Annotated in this window: 21 protein-coding genes and 1 riboswitch; of the genes, 12 read left to right on the plus strand and 9 right to left on the minus strand. The window is 73.2% G+C overall.

The genetic code is table 11. From position 1 onward, the window contains the following. Positions 1-112: 112 nt before the first annotated feature. The 6 genes from cobN to AQI95_RS21930 form a co-directional block, all read right to left on the minus strand. Positions 113-3,763, minus strand: a complete 3,651-nt coding sequence (gene cobN, locus AQI95_RS21905; RefSeq protein WP_067126069.1) for a cobaltochelatase subunit CobN — start codon at positions 3,761-3,763, stop codon at positions 113-115. Beyond that, positions 3,760-5,268: a cobyric acid synthase gene (locus tag AQI95_RS21910; RefSeq protein WP_067126074.1), complete on the minus strand. Its 1,509-nt coding sequence runs from the start codon at positions 5,266-5,268 to the stop codon at positions 3,760-3,762. The genes cobN and AQI95_RS21910 overlap by 4 nt, the downstream gene beginning before the upstream one ends. Next, complete coding sequence (locus tag AQI95_RS21915) at positions 5,265-6,230, minus strand: cobalamin biosynthesis protein (protein WP_067126077.1); 966 nt, start codon at positions 6,228-6,230, stop codon at positions 5,265-5,267. The genes AQI95_RS21910 and AQI95_RS21915 overlap by 4 nt, the downstream gene beginning before the upstream one ends. 98 nt (positions 6,231-6,328) lie before the next feature. Next, a riboswitch (cobalamin riboswitch) is annotated at positions 6,329-6,470 on the minus strand. 142 nt (positions 6,471-6,612) lie between these two features. After that, on the minus strand, positions 6,613-6,840 hold the full coding sequence (locus tag AQI95_RS21920; RefSeq protein ID WP_067126080.1) for a hypothetical protein: 228 nt from the start codon (positions 6,838-6,840) through the stop codon (positions 6,613-6,615). 31 nt (positions 6,841-6,871) lie between these two features. Then, positions 6,872-8,122: an inorganic phosphate transporter gene (locus tag AQI95_RS21925; protein WP_067126082.1), complete on the minus strand. Its 1,251-nt coding sequence runs from the start codon at positions 8,120-8,122 to the stop codon at positions 6,872-6,874. A 154-nt stretch (positions 8,123-8,276) separates the two neighbouring features. Next, entirely contained in the window at positions 8,277-9,032 is a 756-nt protein-coding gene (locus AQI95_RS21930; protein WP_067126085.1) for a lysozyme, read from the minus strand. Positions 9,033-9,221: 189 nt separating this feature from the next. Here AQI95_RS21930 and AQI95_RS21935 point away from each other — a divergent pair, with 189 nt between their 5' ends. From AQI95_RS21935 to AQI95_RS21945, 3 genes are all read left to right on the plus strand, one after another. Next, positions 9,222-9,884 (plus strand): class II aldolase/adducin family protein, encoded by a 663-nt coding sequence (locus AQI95_RS21935; RefSeq protein ID WP_067126088.1) that lies wholly within the window; start codon positions 9,222-9,224, stop codon positions 9,882-9,884. Between the two features lie 90 nt (positions 9,885-9,974). Next, the gene (locus tag AQI95_RS21940) at positions 9,975-11,102 is read left to right on the plus strand and encodes an alpha/beta hydrolase (RefSeq protein WP_067126091.1); all 1,128 of its coding nucleotides are present in this window, start codon (positions 9,975-9,977) and stop codon (positions 11,100-11,102) included. A gap of 180 nt (positions 11,103-11,282) precedes the next feature. Then, a complete protein-coding gene (locus AQI95_RS21945) occupies positions 11,283-12,689 on the plus strand; it encodes a hypothetical protein (RefSeq protein ID WP_208614235.1) in 1,407 nt (468 codons plus the stop codon). Between the two features lie 16 nt (positions 12,690-12,705). On the opposite strand, the gene AQI95_RS21950 is transcribed toward AQI95_RS21945, so the two are convergent. Then, a complete protein-coding gene (locus AQI95_RS21950) occupies positions 12,706-13,119 on the minus strand; it encodes a VOC family protein (protein ID WP_067126101.1) in 414 nt (137 codons plus the stop codon). A gap of 77 nt (positions 13,120-13,196) precedes the next feature. After that, entirely contained in the window at positions 13,197-14,087 is an 891-nt protein-coding gene (ypfJ, locus tag AQI95_RS21955) for a KPN_02809 family neutral zinc metallopeptidase (protein WP_067126103.1), read from the minus strand. Positions 14,088-14,339: 252 nt separating this feature from the next. On the opposite strand from ypfJ, the gene AQI95_RS21960 reads away from it, so the two are divergent. The 4 genes from AQI95_RS21960 (at position 14,340) to AQI95_RS21975 (ending at position 18,003) form a co-directional block, all read left to right on the plus strand. Further along, entirely contained in the window at positions 14,340-14,792 is a 453-nt protein-coding gene (locus tag AQI95_RS21960; RefSeq protein ID WP_244188807.1) for a hypothetical protein, read from the plus strand. Positions 14,793-14,911: 119 nt separating this feature from the next. Beyond that, on the plus strand, positions 14,912-16,510 hold the full coding sequence (locus tag AQI95_RS21965) for an ABC-F family ATP-binding cassette domain-containing protein (protein ID WP_067126106.1): 1,599 nt from the start codon (positions 14,912-14,914) through the stop codon (positions 16,508-16,510). Between the two features lie 338 nt (positions 16,511-16,848). Further along, complete coding sequence (locus AQI95_RS21970) at positions 16,849-17,070, plus strand: helix-turn-helix domain-containing protein (protein WP_023551707.1); 222 nt, start codon at positions 16,849-16,851, stop codon at positions 17,068-17,070. A gap of 129 nt (positions 17,071-17,199) precedes the next feature. Beyond that, positions 17,200-18,003 (plus strand): enoyl-CoA hydratase/isomerase family protein, encoded by an 804-nt coding sequence (locus AQI95_RS21975; protein WP_067126109.1) that lies wholly within the window; start codon positions 17,200-17,202, stop codon positions 18,001-18,003. 101 nt (positions 18,004-18,104) lie between these two features. Here AQI95_RS21975 and AQI95_RS21980 read toward each other — a convergent pair whose 3' ends face one another. Continuing rightward, positions 18,105-18,827, minus strand: coding sequence for a nucleopolyhedrovirus P10 family protein (locus tag AQI95_RS21980; RefSeq protein WP_067126117.1), 723 nt, complete (start codon positions 18,825-18,827; stop codon positions 18,105-18,107). A 99-nt stretch (positions 18,828-18,926) separates the two neighbouring features. On the opposite strand from AQI95_RS21980, the gene AQI95_RS21985 reads away from it, so the two are divergent. Genes AQI95_RS21985 through amaP form a run of 5 tightly spaced genes read left to right on the plus strand, consistent with a single transcriptional unit; the run spans position 18,927 to position 21,240 of the window. Continuing rightward, positions 18,927-19,400 carry an Asp23/Gls24 family envelope stress response protein gene (locus AQI95_RS21985; RefSeq protein ID WP_067126121.1) on the plus strand — a complete coding sequence of 158 codons (474 nt, stop codon included), beginning with the start codon at positions 18,927-18,929 and terminating at the stop codon, positions 19,398-19,400. 48 nt (positions 19,401-19,448) lie between these two features. Further along, entirely contained in the window at positions 19,449-19,643 is a 195-nt protein-coding gene (locus AQI95_RS21990) for a hypothetical protein (protein ID WP_023551711.1), read from the plus strand. Positions 19,644-19,649: 6 nt separating this feature from the next. After that, positions 19,650-20,042, plus strand: a complete 393-nt coding sequence (locus AQI95_RS21995; RefSeq protein WP_067126126.1) for an Asp23/Gls24 family envelope stress response protein — start codon at positions 19,650-19,652, stop codon at positions 20,040-20,042. Next, entirely contained in the window at positions 20,042-20,653 is a 612-nt protein-coding gene (locus tag AQI95_RS22000; RefSeq protein ID WP_067126128.1) for a DUF6286 domain-containing protein, read from the plus strand. The genes AQI95_RS21995 and AQI95_RS22000 overlap by 1 nt, the downstream gene beginning before the upstream one ends. A gap of 5 nt (positions 20,654-20,658) precedes the next feature. After that, entirely contained in the window at positions 20,659-21,240 is a 582-nt protein-coding gene (amaP, locus tag AQI95_RS22005; RefSeq protein WP_067126381.1) for an alkaline shock response membrane anchor protein AmaP, read from the plus strand. Positions 21,241-21,251: the final 11 nt, after the last annotated feature.

A 21,251-nucleotide genomic window follows, 5' to 3' on the forward strand; every position in this document is an offset into this window, starting at 1 on the left:
CGTGTCATGCTGCCTCGCAGCTCCCCGCAGCAGCGGGGGTGGCCCGGGCGCTGCCAAGTCGACAGCAGTCCGCGCACTGTGCTCCCCGCCGACGCGGGGGTTCCGAGGGCACTCACTCGTCGCCCTCCAGATCTCCCTCAAGCTCGAGGTAGGTCGCCCGGAGCCGGTCCAGGGTCTCCTGGTCCGGCTCCGCCCACAGGCCCCGGTCCGCAGCCTCGAGGAGCCGCTCGGTGATGCCGCGCAGCGCCCACGGGTTGGACTGCTTCATGAAGTCCCGGTTCTCCGGGTCGAAGACGTACTCCGCGCTGAGCTTCTCGTACATCCAGTCGTCGACCACGCCCGCGGTCGCGTCGTAGCCGAACAGGTAGTCCACGGTCGCCGCCATCTCGAAGGCGCCCTTGTAGCCGTGCCGGCGCATGGCCGCCATCCAGCGCGGGTTGACCACCCGGGCGCGGAACACCCGGTGCGTCTCCTCGCCCAGCGTCCGCGTCCTGACCTGGTCCGGTACGGCACTGTCGCCGACGTAGGCCTCCGGGTTGGCGCCGGTCAGGTGCCGGACCATGGCGACCATGCCGCCGTGGTACTGGAAGTAGTCGTCCGCGTCGACCAGGTCGTGCTCCCGGGTGTCGACGTTCTTCGCCGCCACCGCGATCCGCTTGAACGCGGTCTCCATGTCCCCGCGCGCCGCCCGCCCGTCGAGCCCGCGCCCGTAGGCGTAGCCGCCCCAGACGGCGTACACCTCGGCCAGATCGGCGTCGCTGCGCCAGTTGCGGGCGTCGATCAGCGGCAGCAGGCCGGCGCCGTACGCGCCCGGCTTCGAGCCGAAGACCCGGGCCGTCGCTCGTCGCCGGTCACCGTGCTCGGCGGTGTCCTCGTCGGCGTGCGCCTTGACGAAGTTGCTCCCGGCGGGCTCGTCCAGCTCCGCCACCGCCCGCACCGCGTCGTCGATCAACCCGACGACGTGCGGGAACGCGTCCCGGAAGAACCCGGAGATCCGGACCGTGACGTCGATGCGCGGGCGCCCCAGCTCCGCCAGGGGCACGACCTCGAAGCCGGTCACCCGGCGCGAGGCGTCGTCCCACACCGGACGGCAGCCCAGCAGCGCCAGGATCTCGGCGATGTCGTCGCCCTGGGTCCGCATGGCGGAGGTGCCCCACACCGTCAGGCCGACGGACTTCGGGTACTCGCCCGTGTCCTGGAGGTAGCGCTGCACCAGCGAGTCCGCGAGCGACTGGCCGACCTCCCAACTCAGCCGGGACGGAATGGCCTTGGGGTCGACGGAGTAGAAGTTCCGCCCGGTCGGCAGGACGTTCACCAGGCCTCGGGTCGGCGAACCCGACGGGCCCGCCGGGACGTAACCGCCGTCCAGGGCCCGCAGGATGTGCCCGATCTCGTCCGTGGTCCGCGCGAGCCGGGGGACGACCTCGTCGCAGGCGAACTCCAGCACGGCCACACCGTCGGGGAGTTCGGCGCCGAGCGCGTCCCGCAGGACCGCCGGTACGGCCACCCGCTCCCAGGCCCGCTCCTCCATGTCCGTCGCGATCCGCCGGCACAGCTGCTCCAGCAGGTCGATCGCGTCGGCCGCCGTCCGCGCCGGCCCCTCCACCAGGTCCGTCAGCTCCACCGGCACCTTCACCGGGGCACCGGGCTCGGCCAGCAGCTCCTTCTCGACCAGCCCGAAGTGGGCGGCCAGGCACGCGCGCAGACCCGGCAGAGCGTTCGCCCGGCCGCCCCACACCTGGGACGCCCGCAGCACGGCCAGCACCAGGTTCACGCGCGGCTCGCCGACCGGTCCGCCGCCCAGGATGTGCAGACCGTCGCGGATCTGCACGTCCTTGATCTCGCACAGATAGCCGTCGATGTGCATGACGAACTCGTCGAAGTCGCCGTCGTCCGGCTGCTCGTCCACGTGCAGGTCGTGGTGCAGCTCGGCCGCCTTGACCAGGGTCCAGATCTGGGCGCGGACCGCCGGGGCCTTCGTCGGGTCCAGGTCGGAGACGAGCGCGTACTCGTCCAGCAGCTGCTCCAGCTTGGCCAGGTCGCCGTAGGTGTCGGCGCGGGCCATCGGCGGCACCAGGTGGTCGACGACCGTGGCGTGCCCGCGCCGCTTGGCCTGGGTGCCCTCACCGGGGTCGTTGACGATGAACGGGTAGATCAGGGGCAGGTCGCCGAGTACGGCGTCCGGCGCGCAGCCGCGCGACAGCCCGAGCCCCTTGCCCGGCAGCCACTCCATCGTGCCGTGCTTGCCCATGTGCACGATCGCGTCCGCGCCGAAGGAGTTCTCGAGCCACCTGTACGCCGCCATGTAGTGGTGCGAGGGCGGCATGTCGGGGTCGTGGTAGATCGCGATCGGGTTCTCGCCGAAGCCGCGCGGCGGCTGGATCATGACCACGACGTTCCCGAACCGGAGGGAGGCGAGCACGATGTCCTCGCCGTCCACGTACAGGCTGCCCGGCGGCTCGCCCCACGCCTCCAGCATGGTTTCCTTCAGGCCCGGGTCGAGCTGCTCGAACCACGCCCGGTAGTCCGCCAGCGGCACCCGCGCGGGCGCCGCCGCCAGCTGCTCCTCCGTCAGCCACTCCACGTCGTGGCCGCCGGCCGCGATCAGCCGGTGGATCAACTCGTCGCCGCCGCTCGGGTATTCGGTGAGCCCGTACCCGGCGTCCCGGAGCGCGTCCAGCACCCGCACCGCCGACGCGGGGGTGTCCAGACCGACCGCGTTGCCGACCCGCGAGTGCTTGGTCGGGTACGCCGTGAAGACCAGCGCGACCTTCTTCTCGGCGTTCGGCTTGTGCTTCAACCGGGCGTGGCGCAGGGCGATGGCGGCCACCCGGCCCGCCCGCTCGGGATCGGCGACGTACACCGGGACCTCGTCCGGGCCCTGCTCCTTGAACGAGAACGGCACGGTGATCAGCCGGCCGTCGAACTCCGGGATCGCGACCTGCATCGCCGCGTCCATGGGGGACAGGGCCGCGTCCGACTCCGCCCAGGCGGCGCGCGAGGAGGTGAGGCACAGTCCCTGCAGGACGGGGACGTCGAGATCGGCGAGGGCGCCGATGTCCCAGGACTCCTCGTCGCCGCCCGCCGAGGCCTGCGAGGCGTGCGTGCCGCCCGCCGCGAGCACCGTGGCGACCAGCGCGTCGGCCCGCCCCAGCAGCTCGTACAGCCCGGCGTCCGCACCGCGCAGCGACCCGCAGTACACGGGAAGCGCGTTCGCGCCCTTCGCCTCGATCGCCTCGCACAGGGTGTCCACGAAGGCGGTGTTGCCGCTCAGTTCGTGCGCCCGGTAGAAGAGCACCCCCACGGTCGGACGGCCCTCCCGCACCGCGTAGGAGCCATGGACGCCGTACTCCGGCATCTTGCGCGGCTCCTCGAAGCCCTCGCCGGTCAGCAGCACGGTGTCGGACAGGAACCGGGACAGCTCCAGCAGGTTCGCCGGGCCGCCCTCGACCAGGTACTTCAGGGCCTCCGCCACCACACCGGCCGGCACCGACGACTCGGCCATCAGCTCCGCGTCCGGTACGGCCTCGCCGCCCAGCAGCACGGTCGGGATCCCGGCCGCCCGCAGCGCGGCCAGCCCCTCCTCCCAGGCGCGCTTGCCGCCCAGCAGCCGTACGACGGCGAGGTCGGCGCCGTCGAGCAGCCCCGGCAGCTCCTCGGTGACGTCCACCCGGGTCGGGTTGCCGATGCGGTAGTCCGCGCCGGCGGCCCGGGCCGCCAGGAGGTCCGTGTCGGCGGTGGACAACAACAACACTGTGCTCATGCGGGCGCTCCCGGTGGAATGAAAGGCAGTCCTTGCGGCGCGCCCGACTCGATGAGCCGCCAGAGCGCGTCGGTGTCCGCGTGCTGTTCGATCAGGTCGCCGAGCCGGTCGAGCTGCTCCTCGCGCAGCGCGGCGAAGGAGGTGTCCGGCGCGGGCACGAAGCGGCGGCCCGCGGCGGCGGCCACCTCGCGCAGGAAGGCCCGCCGGAAGCCGTCCGACTCCAGCGAGCCGTGCCAGTGGGTGCCCCAGGTCTGGCCGACCCGGCAGCCGTCCAGGAAGGCCCGGCCGCCTTCGACCGAGGCGACGCCGTGGTGGATCTCGTACCCCTCGACCCGCTCGCCGAGCGCCTCTCCGACCGGCCGGGTCAGGGTCTTCTCGCGGGCGAACCGCACCCGCACGGGCAGCACCCCGAGCCCGTCGACCGCGCCGGCGCGCGACTCGACCTCGTCCTCGATGTGCTCGCCGAGGATCTGGAACCCGCCGCAGATGCCGAGGACGGGCTTGTGCGCGGCGGCCCTGCGGACGAGGGCGTCGGCGAGCCCGCGCTCGCGCAGCCACGCCAGCGCGCGCACCGTGCCCCGCGTGCCCGGGACCACCACCAGGTCCGCGTCCGCCAGCTCCTCCGGGCGGTCCACGAACCGCACCACGACGCCCGGTTCGGCGGCCAGCGCGTCCACGTCCGTGAAGTTGGACATCAGCGGGATCGCGCACACGGCGACCCGCAGCACGTCCTCGCCGACGGGAGGGGACACGGCCGACTCGCGGACCGTGCCGCGCAGCGACACCCGGAGCCCGTCCTCCTCGTCGATGCCGAGCCCGTGCCGGAAGGGCAGCACGCCGTAGGTGCGCCGCCCGGTGAGGCCCTGGAGCATCTCCAACCCGGGCTCCAGCAGCGAGACATCGCCCCGGAACTTGTTCACCAGGAATCCGGCGATCAGCTCCTGGTCCTCGGGCGAGAGCAGGGCGACGGTTCCGAAGAAGGAGGCGAACACGCCCCCTCGGTCGATGTCGCCCACCACCAGCACGGGCAGCCGCGCGTTCCGCGCGATCCCCATGTTCACGATGTCCGTCCGCCGCAGATTGATCTCCGCCGGAGAACCCGCCCCCTCACAGATCACCGCGTCATACGTGCCCCGCAACTCGGCCAGGCAGTCCAGCACCGTGCCGAGCAGCCGCTGCTGGCGCCCGCCGTGGTAGCCGCGCGCGCTCAGCTCGCCCACCGGCCTGCCCAGCAGCACCACCTGGCTGCTCTGCTCGCCGCCCGGCTTGAGCAGCACCGGGTTCATCAGCGCGGTCGGCTCGATCCGGCAGGCCTGGGCCTGCATGGCCTGCGCCCGCCCGATCTCCGCGCCCTCTTGGGTCACGAAGGAGTTGAGCGACATGTTCTGCGCCTTGAACGGCGCGACCTTCACGCCCTGACGCACCAGCCACCGGCAGATCCCGGCCGTCACGACGCTCTTGCCGGCGTCGGAGGTGGTGCCGGCGACGAGGAGTCCCCCGTTCACTTCCCACGTCCCTTCAACTCCTTGACGAGGCCCTTGACGACGAGGCGCGCGCCGAGCGTGGTGCCGAGCGCGAGCAGGCCGACGCGGCGCGAGAGCCGTACGGCCCGGTCGATGTCGGGGGCCCGGACCGCCCGGCCGGTGGCTCCGCCCAGCACGGGCCGGTGCTCGACCCGGCCGCCGTAGGAGAGCGTGCCGCCGAGGCGCACGCCGAGGGCGCCCGCGAACGACGCTTCGACGGGGCCCGCGTTGGGGCTCGGGTGCTTGCCGGCGTCGGCCCGCCAGGCGCGCAGGGCACCCCGGGGGTCGGGTCCGGCCGCGGTGGCGAGTACGGCGGTCAGCCGTGCCCCCGGCCAGCCGGCCAGGTCGTCGAGCCGGGCTGAGGCCCAGCCGTAGCGCCGGTAGCGGCGGGACTTGTGACCCACCATCGCGTCCAGCGTGTTGACCGCCCGGAAGCCGAGCAGCCCCGGCACCCCGGCCACCGCGCCCCACACCAGCGCGCCCACCACGGCGTCGGAGGTGTTCTCGGCGACCGACTCGACCACGGCCCGCGCGATCCCGTCGGCGTCCAGCGCCTGCGGGTCCCGGCCGCACAGATGCGGCAGCCGCGCCCGCGCCGCCTCGACGTCCCCGCGCTCCAGGGCGGCGCCGACGGCACGGGCCTCCCGGGCGAGCGAAGTGCCGCCCACGACCGCCCAGGTGGCGGCGGCGGTCAGCGCGACGGAGGCGGCGGGGCAGGGGCGTACGGCGCGTGCGGCGAGCGTGCCGAGTGCGACGGCGCCGCCGGCGCACACCACGGTGTGCACGGCGCCCCAGCCGCGGTGGTCGTGCCACAACGCGCGGTCCACGGCAGCCGCCGCACGCCCGAACGCGGCGACCGGATGCCCGCGGCGCGGATCGCCGAGGAGCAGATCACCGAGAAGGCCGGCGGCGGCGCCGTACGCGTAACTGCGATCGGCACCCATCGGCTCAGCCGGCCGTGGGTACAGGAGCGGGCCTGGTACGGGTCCTTCGGCAGCCGGGCATGGTGATCCGTGTCCTCACTCAGGGTGTCCGCGCCCTGGTACGACGAGATGCGGCGGCGAGAGTTCCTGGCTCCCGGGGGTTCTTCCCCGGTGACAGTGGCGGGACCGCGCCGGATTCGCACCGGCTTCCTCTTCTGCCGCCGTACATGGCCCGGGCAGTCCACCACGGGCCCGGAACGGCCGTCAACTTGCCGTTGACCTGCACGAGGAGAGTGTGCCGATCCCCACATCGCGGGGTGCCCGGGGCCTTCGGGCACGGCAAAGGCCCCCCTGCGCGGTGAACGGAGGGGAGCCTCGGCGGTGCTGGGCGCGTGGCGGGCCGTCAGGCCTTGGCGACGATCAGATAGATGCCGTACGCCACCGCCGCCGCGCAGGCGGCGAAGCAGACGTAGGCGCCGGTGACGGCGAGGCCGGCGGAGCCGCCCTGCGCGGCCGCCTTCTCGCGTCGGGCCAGACCGTTGATGCCGAGGGTGAACAGGGCCACCAGCGCGACGGTGGACACGAGGCTGACGCCGAAGACGGAGCCGATGGCTGCCCAGTCGATCTTCATGATGCTTCCTTCGGTAACCGGGTGGCCGGGGTCAGACGGTGGCGGTCGGCGGGACGGCCCGGGGCGCGGGCTCCGAAGCGGCCGGGGAGGGGATCGTGGCCGTCAGGTCCTCGCTGATCGTGCCCGCCGGGGGCGGGGTCACCGCGGCGATGGCGGTGGTCACCACGCCGGCCGGCTCCGCGGTGTCGGCGACGACGTTGGTGTGGTCGACGACCTCACGGCGGGAGATCTTCCAGATCGTGGCGCTGGCGGCGACCAGGAAGACGGCGACGGCGGCGGTGCCCCAGTCACCCAGGTCCGTGACGGTCTCGGCGCCCGCGCCGACCAGCGCGGCGGCCGGCAGGGTGAGCACCCAGGCGACGGCCATGCGGGTCGCGGTGGACCAGCGGACCACCCCGCCCTTGCGGCCGAGGCCCGCGCCCATCACCGAGCCGGAGACGACATGCGTGGTGGACAGGGAGAAGCCCAGGTGGGAGGAGGCCAGGATGGCGGTCGCGGCGCTGGTCTGGGCGGCGAAGCCCTGGCGCGGCTCCAGGTCGGTCAGGCCCGTGCCCATGGTGCGGATGATGCGCCAGCCGCCGATGTAGGTGCCGAGCGCGATGGCCAGGCCGGCCGAGAGGATGACCCAGACCGGCGGGTTGGAGCCGGGGGCGACGGCACCGCCCGCGACCAGCGCGAGGGTGATGATGCCCATCGTCTTCTGGGCGTCGTTGGTGCCGTGGGCGAGGGAGACCAGGCCGGCGGAGGCGATCTGGCCGGCGCGGTACCCCTTGCGGGTGGCCTCGCCCTCGGCCTTGCCGCCGATGCCGTAGGAGAAGCGGGTGGCCAGCATCGACGCGATGCCTGCCACGACCGGTGCGGCGACCGCCGGGAGCAGCACCTTGGTGACCAGGACGTCGCCGTGCACGGCACCGAAGCCGGCGGAGGCGATGGCGGCACCGATCAGACCGCCCATCAGGGCGTGCGAGGAACTCGAGGGCAGGCCCACCAGCCAGGTCACCAGGTTCCAGAGGATCGCGCCGACCAGGGCGGCGAAGATGACCTCGGGGCGGATGCCGGTCTCGTCGACGAGACCCTTGGAGATCGTGTTCGCGACCTCCACGGAGAGGAAGGCGCCCACCAGATTGAGCGCGGCGGACATGGTCACCGCGATCTTGGGCTTCAGAGCGCCTGTGGAGATGGTGGTGGCCATCGCGTTCGCGGTGTCGTGGAAACCGTTCGTGAAATCAAACGCGAGTGCGGTTACCACCACAATCGCGAGGATCAGCGAGAAGCTTTCCATTTACCCAGGCAATCTTTTGAGGTCGTTGGCTGGACGAACGTAGGCAACCTGGATGAACGGAAGGTGAACTGAGACGGGCTTGAGGGTGTCTTGGGGGAGGGGGTGGTGTTCCGTTTCGCACCGGTTCGGCTCCGGCGCCCCAAGCGCCCCTTGACTACCGGGTCCGGGCGAAGAGCCGCAGCCGGCTCGTGGACCCGTTGAAGAGATCCTGGTCACCCGGCAGCCGGCCCTTGGCCTGGTGCTGCCAGAACGTCCAGTACCGCCAACCGCCCGGCAGTGCACCCGGCTTCTTGGCGCCGTGGCGGGCGATCCACAAGGGGTGGCTCTTCGAGAACGCGCGGCTGTTGCCGGTGCACAGCTTCCACCACTGGGGCGAGGTGTAGATCACCGGGCGGCGGCCGGTCTTCAGCTTGACCTCGTTGCTGAAGGAACGGATCCAGCGGACCATGTGCGCCTTGCTCAGCCCGTAGCACTTGTGCTTCTTGTTGTACGGGTTGTACTCGACGTCGAGCGCGGGCGGCAGCGTCCAGCCGTCCGGCCGCCAGCCGCCGCCGTGCCGCACGAAGTACGCGGCCTGCTTGGCGCCGGAGGACTTGTCCGGCCGCGCGAAGTGGTACGCGCCCCGGATCAGGCCCTCCTCGCGCGCGCCGTCGTACTGCTGTGCGAAATAGGGGTTGCGGTAGTTCGTGGACTCGGTCGCCTTCACGTAGACGAACCGTGCGCCCTTGGAGTGGGCGGCGGGCCAGCCGACGCTCTTCTGGTGCGACGAGACGTCGTGGCCGCGGGGCTTGCCCGGGGCCAGTGCCGCAGGTCCGGCCGTCGCGGTCGCGGTGCTCGCGAGGGTGAGCGCGACGGTCGTCGCCACGAGGACACCGGCGCGGCGACGGGGACGGGTGCGTTCACGGGCCATGTGTCTCCCCGGGTCGGCGGACGCGGGATCGTCCGGCGGGCAAGGGGGACCATTGAAGGCCTGACGATCAGCGAATCAGCGCCCTTTCGGAGCGATTCATCCTGATTTCCGCCCGTTCGGGGGTACGCGCTTCCGGCCACAAGCCCCCGCTCGCCCCCTGTCCACGAGCCCGGCTGGCAGGATCGCGGCATGGCTGAGCAGCGGCGGGACGCGGAGCACGAACGGATCTGGGCGGAACTGGTCGCCACGGCACGGCGCACCGTAACCGACGGGCTGGTGGTCGGCACCTCGGGCAATGTCTCGGCACGCGTCGGCGACCTCGTCCTGGTCACCCCCTCGGGCGTGCCCTACGACCGGCTCACCCCGGACGACCTCACCGGCGTCGACCTCACCGGACGCCAGGTGCTCGGCACACTGGTGCCGACCAGCGAGCTGCCCATGCACCTCGCCGTCTACCGCACCACCGACGCCCGCGCGATCGTCCACACCCACGCCGTGCACGCCACGGCGGTCTCCACCCTCGTCCCCGAGCTGCCGCTGGTCCACTACATGGCGGCCGCCCTCGGCGGCCCCGTCCGCGTCGCCCCCTACGCCGCCTACGGCACCGACGAACTGGCCGCGCACATGCTCCGCGCCCTGGCCGACCGCTCCGGCTGCCTCCTGCAGAACCACGGCACGATCACCTACGGCACCACGCTCGACCAGGCCTACGACCGCACCGCCCAGCTGGAGTGGATGTGCCGCCTGTGGCTGACGGCGTCCTCCGTACCGGGCCGCACCCCGTCCCTGCTGACGCCGGCGCAACTGGCGGAGGTGGGGGAGCGGTTGCGGGGGTACGGACAGCGGAGGTGACCCCTCGCCGGGCCGTCCCCGCCTTTACGGCCTGCCCAGGCCCCCTCACCTCGGCTGGCCGGTGACGGCAACCCCCAGGACACTGGACCCGTGCGCACCGTCAAAGCGACCGCCACCGCGGTCACCGCGGTCCTCGCCGCCGGCATGGCGTCCGTCGCCGCCGGCCGGCTCGCCAGCGACGCCGCGCTGAAGGCGCCCGCCGGCCGCCCGCTGCCCACCGAACCCCGCCTCACCGTGCACGGCACCGCCGCCGGCCAGATCACGCTCACCCGCGATCTGGCCTCGCTGCGCCCCGGCACCTACGGCCTCGCGGGCGACGGCTCCCACGCGGTCGTCGGCCCCGTCCTGGAGGCGGCCCGGCACGCGGCCGACACCGTCGTACGCCGCCTGGAGCGCGTCACGCACGGCACCCTCGCCTCCGGCGACACGGTGTGGCTCACCCCGAACCTGTACGTGGGCAATCCCCGCACCGCCCTCGGCCTCGACCACGCCGACATCGACATCCCCGGCGAACTCGGCGAACTGCCCGCCTGGTTCGTGCCCGGGGCCCGGGACACCTGGGTGATCGCCGTGCACGGCCTCGGCACCACCCGCGAACAGGCCATGAACCTCATGGCCCCGCTGCACGCCCGCAGGGTGCCGGTCCTCGCGCTCGCCTACCGCGGCGACCTCGGCGCCCCCCGCCCGCCGGACGGACTGAACCACCTCGGCGAGACCGAGTGGCGCGACCTGGACGCGGCGATCCGCTACGCCGTCCGCTACGGCGCCCGCCGGGTCGTCCTGCTCGGCTGGTCCACCGGCGCCACCATGGCCCTGCGCGCCGCCGAGTACTCCCCGGTGCGCGAGCGCGTCGTCGGGCTCGTCCTCGACTCGCCGGTGCTCAGCTGGGAGGCCACGCTGCGCGCCCTCGCCCGGGCCCGCCACACCCCGCAGCCGCTGCTGCCGCTCGCCGTACGGGCCGCGCAGGGCCGGGCCGGCCTGCACGCCGACGGGCTCGCCGAGATCACCGACTCCGAGCGGCTCACCGTACCGACCCTGATCTTCCACGGCCCCGACGACCAGGTGGCCCCCTGGGAGCTGTCCCGCCGCCTCGCCGCCCGCCGCAGCGGTCTGGTCGCCCTGCACACGGTGCGGCAGGCCCCGCACGCGGCGATGTGGAACGCCGACCCGAAGGAGTACGAGGAGCGACTGCGCCGCTTCCTGACTCCACTGGTGTGACCGGTCGTCCACTTCGGCACCCACCCCGTCCGCCCCGGTGCCAGGCATTCCGTTTAAGGTCGTACGACTGGCCTGATCGTGGCTCTTCGCCCCGCGTCGGCCCCCGTGCCTTGGCCAGCCCCGTCGCCCGCCGTGACATTCCGTTTGGGTTTTCGGACCGTCAACCGGAAGACTGCACCCGTGACGTCCCGTATCCCGCGCGACTCCAGGCTCCGACTCGTCCGACCGCGACCCCTGGCCGCCGCCCCCAGAGCTGTGAACCAGCGGCGCCCTCGCCGCCCCGCACCCCGGCCGCCGGAGGGCACCCCCGCCCCCGCTGAACTGGCCGGAATGGCCCGCATCGGGCTGGCCGGCCCGGTCCGCGTCGCCCGCTGGGCCGACACCGCGCTCGGCCCCGGCAGCGACGGCGCCACCGCCGACGGCAAGGCCACCCTCTCCGCCGCCACCGCCGAACGGGCCGCCGTCGATCTGGGCCTGAGCACCGCTCAGGTCTGCGCCGACTGGGACATCGCGCGCCTCGCCGGACTGGTCGAGGTGCACGGCGACAGCGCGCGCCCCGGTTGGCGACTGCGCGCCTGGGACCGCGACGACAGCGCCGTACTGCGCGGCTGGGTCGCCCTCTTCGACGCCTGGTCGCTCGCCTCCCCGGAGCCCGAGGAGCAGGGGCCGGCCGCCGTCGCCGAAGTCGTCTCGGCCATGCCCCAGGTGCTCTCCTTCCTCCAGCTGTCCGCCGGTCCCGTCCCGGTCGAGCAGCTGCTCGACCTGCTCCAGCAGCGGGTCACCGAACTGCGCACCGAACGCTGCGAGGTCCCCTACGGGCCCGGCACCGAGCCCCCCGCCGCGCCCGACCTCGCACCCGCCGACGACACCCCGCTCGCCCCGCTCCTCGACTGGGCACTGCAGGCCCTCGCCTTCGTCGGCGCCCTGACCCACGGCGCCGGCCAGGCCACCCTCACCCCACTGGGCAGCTGGGCGGTGTGGGTCAAGCTGGAGCAGATCTGCGTGGCCGCGCAGAGTCCGGCCGGCAACATCGAGCAGTCCGCCGAGGACATGCTCCGCGGCTGCGCCCAGCTCCGCCCCAACGCCGCCCGCGCCGAATACCGCGCCTGGCTCGCCGCCCGCCCCGTCGGCAACGCCGTCACCGAGCTGATCCACGGCGCGCGCGGCGAGGACGCCCTGCTGCGCGGCCTGGCCTTCGAGGCGCTGCGCGTCGTCGGCGCCCCCGCCGAACCCGACGTGCGCGCCGTCGTGGACGAGCCGGCCCTGCGGCCGTACGCCCTGCTGTGGCTCGCCGAGCACGACGGGGTCGACCCGGAGGACGCCCACGAGGTCCTCACCCGCGAAGAGGCGACCTGGCTGTGGGTGGACACCGCCGCCGCCGTCGCCGACCACGGAGAGGCGCCGATGCTGGTCCGGCATCTGGAGTCCGCGCTGCAGCCCACCGTCCCCCAGCTGCTCGACGAGGTCCGCGCCGTCGGTCACCCGCGCACCGTGCAGGTCCTGGTCGCGCTCGCCGCCGCGCACCCCGACCCGGCCCTGGCCAAGGCCGTGCGCCGGGCCGCCTTCCAGGTGCACACCGGGGGATGAGCGACGCGGGGGTCGCTCAGGCGCCGATCTCCGGGGCGTACGTCCCGAAGCTCCAGACGTTGCCCTCGGCGTCGCGGGCCATGTAGTCCCGCGAGCCGTAGTCCTGGTCCGTCGGGGGCATCAGGATCTCCACGCCGTGCTCCAGGGCCCGCTGGTGGTGGGCGTCCACGTCGTCCACGACGACGTACACCCCGGTGGGCCCGGCGCCCTTCATCAGCGCGTCGAAACGGCCGCCCCGGCCCTTGGATCCGATCATCACCGCGCCGTTGCCCTGGACCAGCTCGGCGTGCATCACCTTGCCGTCCTCCGTCTCGTACACCGACAGCTCGGTGAAGCCGAGGGCCTCCGTCAGCTGCCTGATCGCCGCCTTCGCGTCCGTGTACAGCAGCGACGGATAGATGCTCGGCCGTCCACCACCCATGCCTGCCATGCCGATCTCCTTCGTACGCCGTCGTACGCCGGTTCCGTGGCGTCCCGTTCAGTCTTGCAGCCCCCACTGACAACGCCTCAGCGGAATGTGTCGCACTGCTTCATGTCGCCGGTCCGGTAGCCCTGTTGGAACCACTGCTGCCGCTGCCGCGCCGATCCGTGCGTCCAGGCCTCCGGTGTCACCCGGCCCTGGAACCGCTCCTGGATCCGGTCGTCGCCCACGGCCGCCGCGGCGTCCAGGCCGTCGCGGATGTCGGCGGCGGTGAGGCTGGTGATCAGCGGCCGCCCGGTCGACTCGTCCGGTGTCGTCGTCGCGTGATGCGCCCAGACGCCCGCGTAGCAGTCCGCCTGCAGCTCCGTGCGCACCGAGTTGCTGTTCGCACCGGTCAGCCCGTCCTGGGAGCGGCCGAGGATCCCCTGCAGATCCTGGACGTGGTGGCCGTACTCGTGCGCGATCACGTACGCCTGCGCGAAGGGGCCGCCGGTGGACCCGAACTTCGTGCGCAGCTCGTCGAAGAAGCCCAGGTCCAGATAGACCTTGCGGTCACCCGGGCAGTAGAACGGCCCCACCGCCGAACTCGCCGTCCCGCACGCCGTGGCGACCCGGCCCCTGAAGAACACGGTCGGCGAGGTGCTGTACGTCGCGTGCCGCCGCCGGAACTCCTGCGTCCAGAAGTCCTGCACGCTGTTCACGACGGCCACCGCCCGGCAGTCGTCCCGGGCGTTCGCGTCCCTGCCGGTACGGCAGGTCTGCTGGACCTGCGCCAGCGAGGACGCGGCGGGCGCGGCCGTGTCACCGCCGGAGGACAGGCCCAGCTGCTCCGGGCCCACGCCCAGGAACAGCGCCAGCAGCAGCGCGATCAGCCCTGCCAGACCGCCCCCGACGGTCGTCCGGCCGCCCGGGATCCGGCTGCCGCGCCGGTCCTGCACCTCGGAGGTGTCGAGGTTCGCGTCGTCGTCGAACTGCACGCGTCACCGCCCTCTGCCCGCACCGTCACGTCCGTCGTCCGAAGCCTGGCGGCATCCGTACCCACCGCGCCGCCCCACCGCCGGACGAACACCCGAACGGGCGACTTCCCACGCCCACCCGCCCGGGCGCTGCGTGCCCACCACCGCCCACGACTACGCTCGGCGCCTGTTCCGAGGCCGAGGACACGGAAGGGGGAGAGGTGGCCACCCGCCACCCGCCCAGCGGGCCCCCTCACCGCCTCCCCGCACCTCGTGCCCCCGCCCTCCACCGCCTCCTCGCGCCCCGCCCCGAGCCCTTCGGACCGTGCCCTCTGGGAGGACGGGCTGCTCACCGACACCGACGGCCGCTCGGTCCGCTGGCACCGTGCCCTGCCCGACGCGGCCGAGTGGCTCCCCGTCCAGGGCGGCACCGGCGTCCTGCGCCCCCTGGACCGCGGCATCCTCGCGGTCGTCGCCCCGCCCCGCGTCACCGCGTACCGCATCGCCGACGGCGATCTGCGCCGGATCCTGCCCGCCCGCCCGAGCTGCGCCTTCCGGCCCGAGGGAGCCGTACGGCGCGGCGCGGCCCTGCTGATCGCCCAGCCGTGCGCGCAGGGCGCCTGGACGGGGCGGCTCGTGGCCCTGGACGATCTCGGGCGGATCACCCCGGACCGCACGCCCCTCGACAACGATCTCCCGCGGCACGGACCGAACGCGCGGACGTAGAAAAACCGCTTGCACGCCCCCGTTAGACTTATCCTCATGGCCATTCTCCTCGCGCATTAGACGGCGGGAACGTCCTCAGCCGCCCACCCGTCAATCCCAGTACGCCCTGGAGTCTGTCCGTGATCTCCGCCTCCGGTATCGAGCTGCGCGCCGGTGCGCGCGTCCTCATCGAGAACGCCACCTTCCGTGTCGCCAAGGGCGACCGCATCGGCCTCGTCGGCCGAAACGGCGCAGGCAAGACCACCCTGACCAAGTGCCTGGCGGGCGAGGGCATCCCGGCCGCCGGCCAGATCGCCCGCTCCGGCGAGGTCGGCTACCTCCCGCAGGACCCCCGCACGGGCGACCTGGACGTCCTCGCCCGCGACCGGGTCCTGTCCGCGCGCGGCCTCGACGTACTGATCCGCAAGATGCGCGAGAACGAACAGCGCATCGCCGTCGGCAAGGGCGCCACCCGCGAGAAGGCCCTCAAGCAGTACGAGCGCCAGGAGACGGAGTTCCTCACCAAGGGCGGGTACGCCGCCGAGGCCGAGGCCGCCACCATCGCCGCCGCGCTGAACCTGCCCGACCGCGTCCTCGGCCAGCCGCTGCACACCCTCTCCGGTGGTCAGCGCCGCCGTATCGAGCTGGCCCGCATCCTCTTCTCGGACGCCGACACCCTGCTGCTCGACGAGCCGACCAACCACCTCGACGCCGACTCGATCATCTGGCTGCGCGACTACCTGAAGACGTACCGCGGCGGCTTCATCGTCATCAGCCACGACGTGGACCTGGTCGAGACGGTCGTCAACAAGGTGTTCTACCTGGACGCGAACCGCTCCACGATCGACGTCTACAACATGGGCTGGAAGCTCTACCAGCAGCAGCGCGAGGCCGACGAGAAGCGCCGCAGGCGCGAGCGCGCCAACGCCGAGAAGAAGGCCGCCGCGCTCAACGCGCAGGCCGACAAGATGCGCGCCAAGGCCACCAAGACCGTCGCCGCGCAGAACATGGCCCGCCGCGCCGACAAGCTGCTCTCCGGCCTGGAGGCCGTCCGCCAGTCCGACAAGGTCGCCAAGCTCCGCTTCCCCGAGCCCGCCTCCTGCGGCAAGACCCCGCTGATGGCCGAAGGTCTGTCGAAGTCGTACGGCTCCCTGGAGATCTTCACCGACGTCGACCTGGCCATCGACAAGGGCTCCCGGGTCGTCATCCTCGGCCTCAACGGCGCCGGCAAGACGACCCTGCTGCGCCTGCTCGGCGGCGTCGAGAAGCCCGACACCGGCCAGGTCGTCCCCGGCCACGGACTCAAGCTCGGCTACTACGCCCAGGAGCACGAGACGCTCGACCCCGAGCGCACGGTCCTGGAGAACATGCGCTCGGCCGCCCCCGACATGGACCTGGTCGAGGTGCGCAAGGTGCTGGGCTCGTTCCTCTTCTCCGGCGACGACGTCGACAAGCCGGCCGGTGTCCTCTCCGGTGGTGAGAAGACCAGGCTCGCCCTGGCCACCCTGGTCGTCTCCTCGGCGAACGTGCTCCTCCTCGACGAGCCGACCAACAACCTCGACCCCGCGAGCCGCGAGGAGATCCTCGGTGCCCTGCGCACCTACAAGGGCGCGGTCGTCCTCGTCACCCACGACGAGGGTGCCGTCGAGGCGCTCCAGCCCGAGCGGATCATCCTGCTGCCGGACGGTGTCGAGGACCTGTGGGGCTCGGACTACGCGGATCTCGTCGCCCTGGCCTGAGTCGACGCCCGCTGATCCACTTCGTATGGATCATTCGGCTCATCCGTGATCCATCATCTGTGTGAGATCTCCTCGTATCGGGGTGTGTCGTACACGAATTTTCCGGCCGATCCCTTGCGCGCCAAGGGATCGGCCGTTTCGCATCGCTGACCTGGTACTTCACGAATCCACCCGGACGGCCCCGTGGACACCACCCCATGGAATCTCCCATTCCGCTTGTGGGGATCCGCTCCTGTCGTCACAACGATGTCTCACGGACCTTGCCGAATGGGTGGCCATCACGCCCAAGAGGGGTGATCATGAGGAGACCAGAGCGCACTTCCCATGAGGAGGCACGGGTGGCCGAGACTCTGAAGAAGGGCAGCCGGGTGACCGGCGCCGCGCGCGACAAGCTCGCGGCAGACCTCAAGAAAAAGTACGACTCCGGTGCGAGCATCCGGGCGCTGGCCGAGGAGACCGGCCGCTCGTATGGCTTCGTGCACCGGATGCTCACCGAGTCGGGCGTCGTCCTGCGTGGGCGTGGCGGAGCGACCCGGGGCAAGAAGGCCGCATCGGTCTGACGCCGGGCGGTCCATCGACTTCGATGGTGGCCACCCGGTCGGGAATCTGATCGGCCGGGTGGTTACTGTGCAGTCACTTAAGCATGCCCTCGGGCATGCCCGGATGACCGCACCCATCGGAGGCGCCCCATGGCTTCGCCCGACCAGGACCTCGCTCCTGTACTCGACAAGGACGGCGTACGGCTCACCGTCGACGACGCGCTCGCCACGGTGACGCTGACCAACCCGGACAAGCGCAACGCGCAGAGCCCCGCTCTGTGGCGGGCGCTCACCGAGGCCGGTCAGCTGCTGCCGGGCTCCGTCCGCGTCGTCGTGCTGCGCGGCGAGGGCAAGTCCTTCTCCGCCGGGCTGGACCGGCAGATGTTCACTCCGGAGGGGATCCCGGGCGAGCCGACCTTCATCGATCTCGCGCGCCGTGACGACGCCGGGCTCGACGCGAGCATCGCCGAGTTCCAGGAGGCGTTCACCTGGTGGCGGCGCAACGACATCGTGTCCATCGCCGCCGTGCAGGGCCACGCCATCGGGGCCGGTTTCCAGCTCGCGCTCGCGTGCGATCTGCGAGTCGTCGCGGACGACGTGCAGTTCGCCATGCGCGAGACCAGCCTCGGCCTCGTACCCGACCTGACCGGCACGCACCCGCTGGTCGGTCTCGTCGGGTACGCCCGCGCGCTCGAGATCTGCGCCACGGGACGGTCTGTCGGCGCGGCGGAAGCGGTGGCGTGCGGGCTGGCCAATGCCGCCGTGCCGGCGGCGGAACTCACCGCGGCCGTAGGGGACTTGACCGCGGCGTTGCTGGCCGCGCCGAGGGACGCGGTCGTGGAGACCAAGGCGTTGCTGCGCGGGGCGCAGGGCCGGGACTACGAGGCCCAGCGTGCGGCGGAGCGAGCCGCTCAGGCTCGGCGACTGCGGGAGCTGGCCGGGCTCGGCGAATGAGCCCCGCACCGGCCGGGCGTCCCGCACCGGCCGCTGCGCCCACCCGCCCCCACTCCCGACCTCGCCCGAGCGGGCGCAACGGCCGCCCGTAGCCCGCGCGCTCAGCCGACCGCCGTCACCAGCACCGCCACCGTCGGTCGGTCCTCCAGCGTGTCCCGTACGGCCGTGCGGACCTGCCGGGCCACGTCGAGGGTCCGGCGGTCCGCCGTCGTCGCCAGCTCCACGCGGGCGTGCCGGTGCGCCAGCGCCGACTCGGTCGCGCGTTCCTGCAGCAGCACCGCACGGCCGAGGCCGCCGAGGCAAGCCGTCAGTGCGCGGACGCCGGGGACGGCCAGGGCGGCCGCGGCCACCCGGGCCTCGTCGAGGTCCGTGGGCTCTCGCGCGGCCGCCGGCTGCGGCACGCGCACCCGAAGGGGCGGCTCCGCCGCCTCCAGCAGGTCGGTCACCCGCAGGTCCACCTCGCTCACCATGAGCCCGAGCAGCCGCGTCGCGGCCGTCGCCAGCGTCAGCCGCAGCCGGGACGCCACGGCGGGCAGCGGCTCGGCGGCCGTCGCGGCGAAGTCCGCCGTCAACCGCAGTCCGCCCGGCGGCAGCGCGCTCGGCGGAGCCGGCACGACGGGCTCGTCCGCCTCTTCGGGGGCGGCGAGCGCGAGCCGCAGCGTGCCCAGCCGGATCTCCGGCACCTCGTCCCCAGCCGCCCGCCGCAGTACCGCGGCCGCCGCGCCCTCCGCGATCCACGCGCCGTCGCGTGGCCCGCCGAGCGGCAGCAGCCTGCCCAGCGCGACCTGGCGCCGCACTGACTCCGTCCACCGGTCCGCCGTCATTCCTCCAGCCTGCCGTATCACCGGCGCGCGACCGGGGAACCTTGCATACGGTGGGCACAGGACGACCGAAGGGGACGACGACCGAAGGGACGTACGGTGATGACCGACACGACGACGACCCCCGAGGGCGAGCACGAGCCGCAGGTGCCGACCCGCAAGACGACCCGGCGCGGCGGCGGGGATCCGGCGACCCGGGGACGAACGACCATCGCCGACGGTGTCGTGGAGAAGATCGCCGGGCTCGCCGCCCGGGACGTCGTCGGCGTGCACGCCATGGGCAGTGGCCTCGCCCGCACCTTCGGCGCCGTGCGCGACCGGGTACCGGGCGGCTCCAAGTCGGTGACACGGGGGGTGAAGGCCGAGGTCGGCGAGGTGCAGACCGCGCTCGACCTGGAGATCGTCGTGGACTACGGCGTCTCGATCGCCGATGTCGCCCATGCCGTACGGGAGAACGTGATCGCCTCCGTGGAGCGCATGACCGGTCTCGAGGTGGTCGAGGTCAACATCGCGGTCAGCGACGTGAAGCTGCCCGAGGAAGAGGACGAGGAACCCGAGCCGCCGCGCATCCAGTGACGCACCGGCGACCCGACACCGCACACGCGACGAGCTGAGGAGCGCTGCATGAGCATGGCCGTGGTCGGCATGATCGCCGGAATGGCGCTGGGTTTCGCCGGCTACTTCGGCGGCTTCGGCGCCTTCCTGCTGGTGGCGGCGCTGGGGGCGATCGGGTTCGTCGCCGGCCGGTTCGCCGAGGGCGACCTGGAACTGGGTGACTTCTTCCGTACCCGCGACGACCGGCGCGACCGGCGGCGGTGAGCGGCGGTGACCGCCGAGACCGGGGCGGAGCGCCCGCCGTCGGCCCTCGTGCCGCCGGGCGAGCGCGGCGCCACCCGGATCGCCGACCGCGTGGTCGCGAAGATCGCCGCGCAGGCCGCCCGCGAGGCGCTGCCGCCACTGCCCGCCGACGCCGCCGCCCCGCACGCGACGGTCGTGGTGCTCTCCCACCCCCGGCATCGCTCGAACGGGGAGACCCCCACGGAGCGGGCCCGCCTGAGCGTCCATCTCGAACTCGGCTACCCCTGCGACATCGGCGCCCACTGCGCCGCCGTGCGTCGCCGAGTCACCGAGCGGGTAGGCGCGTTGGTGGACATGGTGGTGACCGAGGTCGCCGTCCAGGTCGAACGGCTGCACCCGGCACCGCACGGGAGGGCGTGATGAGCGAGCCGCGTACGAGCACCCCGACCCTCGACAAGGACCCCGCCCCCACGCCGCCCGCCGCCGCGGGCAGTGGCCGCTTCTGGTCGCCGCGCCGCGCCCCGGCCGCCGCCGTCGCGGTCCTGCTGCTGGCCGGCGCCGGTCTCCTGCTGTACGACATCGCCGCCGTACGCGCCCATCACCCCGCGATGCGCTGGCGCCGCGCCCTGGCCCGGCAACTGGCCGAACGGCCCCTGGACGACACCTGGGTGCTGGCCGGCGCGGCCGTCGCCGCCGCACTCGGCCTCTGGCTCATCGCCCTCGCGGCCACCCCGGGCCTGCGCGGTCTGCTGCCCATGCGGCGCCCGCGTCCCGACGTGCGCGCCGCGGTCGACCGGGAGACGGCGGCACTGCTGCTGCGCGACCGGGCCATGGACGTGTCCGGGGTCCGGTCCGTCCGGGTGCGGATGCGCCGTCGGAAGGCCGACGTGCGTGCCGTCTCGCACTTCCGCGACCTGGACGACGTACGCGCCGACCTGGACACCGTGCTCACGGACACGGTCAGGGGGCTCGGCCTGGACCGGCCGCCCGCGCTGTCCCTCCAAGTGGCACGGCTCGGACGGAAGAGGTGACGGCGATGCGCCGGGGTGGCCTCCACCGCGTCCCGCTGGCCCTCGCCGGGCTGCTCCTGCTCGGGCTCGGCGGCGCGGTCCTGGCCGTCGGCCTGGGCGCGCCGCCGCCCTCCTGGTGGATCCACACCGGCCCGCACGACGTCCTGCTCACCCGGGCCGAGCGCACCCGCTGGCGCGGCACCGCCTGGTGGTGGCCGGCCGTCCTCGCCGGTCTGACGGTCCTCGTCCTGCTCGCCCTGTGGTGGCTGACCACGCTCCTGCGCCGCCGTCGGCCGGCCGAGATCCTTCTCGACACCGGCGACGGCGCCTGCGCACTCCTGCGCGGCCGCGCCCTGGAGACGGCTCTGGCCCATGACGCGGTCCGGCAGGAGGGCGTGGCCCACGCGGAGGTCTACCTGCGCGGACGCCGTACGGCACCCACGGCGAGGATCCGGCTCCAGCTCGACCCGTACGTGGATCCGTCGACGGCCCTGAACGAGGTCACGGCCCAGGCCCTGGCCCACGCCCGCGAGTCGACGGGACTGGCGTCCCTGCCGGCCGAGGTACGCCTGAGGGCGGTCAAGCACCGCGCGGATAGGGTCACTTGAGGCCCGGCCCC

This window comes from Streptomyces yokosukanensis (assembly GCF_001514035.1).
Lineage (GTDB): Bacteria > Actinomycetota > Actinomycetes > Streptomycetales > Streptomycetaceae > Streptomyces > Streptomyces yokosukanensis.

What these genes read in the sequence shown, in the direction of transcription:
- cobN (WP_067126069.1), bottom strand. Translation starts at nt 3,763, where the DNA reads ATGAGCACAGTGTTGTTGTTGTCCACCGCCGACACGGACCTCCTGGCG.
- AQI95_RS21915 (WP_067126077.1), bottom strand. Translation starts at nt 6,230, where the DNA reads ATGGGTGCCGATCGCAGTTACGCGTACGGCGCCGCCGCCGGCCTTCTC.
- AQI95_RS21920 (WP_067126080.1), bottom strand. Translation starts at nt 6,840, where the DNA reads ATGAAGATCGACTGGGCAGCCATCGGCTCCGTCTTCGGCGTCAGCCTC.
- AQI95_RS21925 (WP_067126082.1), bottom strand. Translation starts at nt 8,122, where the DNA reads ATGGAAAGCTTCTCGCTGATCCTCGCGATTGTGGTGGTAACCGCACTC.
- AQI95_RS21930 (WP_067126085.1), bottom strand. Translation starts at nt 9,032, where the DNA reads ATGGCCCGTGAACGCACCCGTCCCCGTCGCCGCGCCGGTGTCCTCGTG.
- AQI95_RS21935 (WP_067126088.1), top strand. Translation starts at nt 9,222, where the DNA reads ATGGCTGAGCAGCGGCGGGACGCGGAGCACGAACGGATCTGGGCGGAA.
- AQI95_RS21950 (WP_067126101.1), bottom strand. Translation starts at nt 13,119, where the DNA reads ATGGCAGGCATGGGTGGTGGACGGCCGAGCATCTATCCGTCGCTGCTG.
- AQI95_RS21975 (WP_067126109.1), top strand. Translation starts at nt 17,200, where the DNA reads ATGGCTTCGCCCGACCAGGACCTCGCTCCTGTACTCGACAAGGACGGC.
- AQI95_RS21980 (WP_067126117.1), bottom strand. Translation starts at nt 18,827, where the DNA reads ATGACGGCGGACCGGTGGACGGAGTCAGTGCGGCGCCAGGTCGCGCTG.
- AQI95_RS21985 (WP_067126121.1), top strand. Translation starts at nt 18,927, where the DNA reads ATGACCGACACGACGACGACCCCCGAGGGCGAGCACGAGCCGCAGGTG.
- AQI95_RS21990 (WP_023551711.1), top strand. Translation starts at nt 19,449, where the DNA reads ATGAGCATGGCCGTGGTCGGCATGATCGCCGGAATGGCGCTGGGTTTC.
- AQI95_RS22000 (WP_067126128.1), top strand. Translation starts at nt 20,042, where the DNA reads ATGAGCGAGCCGCGTACGAGCACCCCGACCCTCGACAAGGACCCCGCC.
- amaP (WP_067126381.1), top strand. Translation starts at nt 20,659, where the DNA reads ATGCGCCGGGGTGGCCTCCACCGCGTCCCGCTGGCCCTCGCCGGGCTG.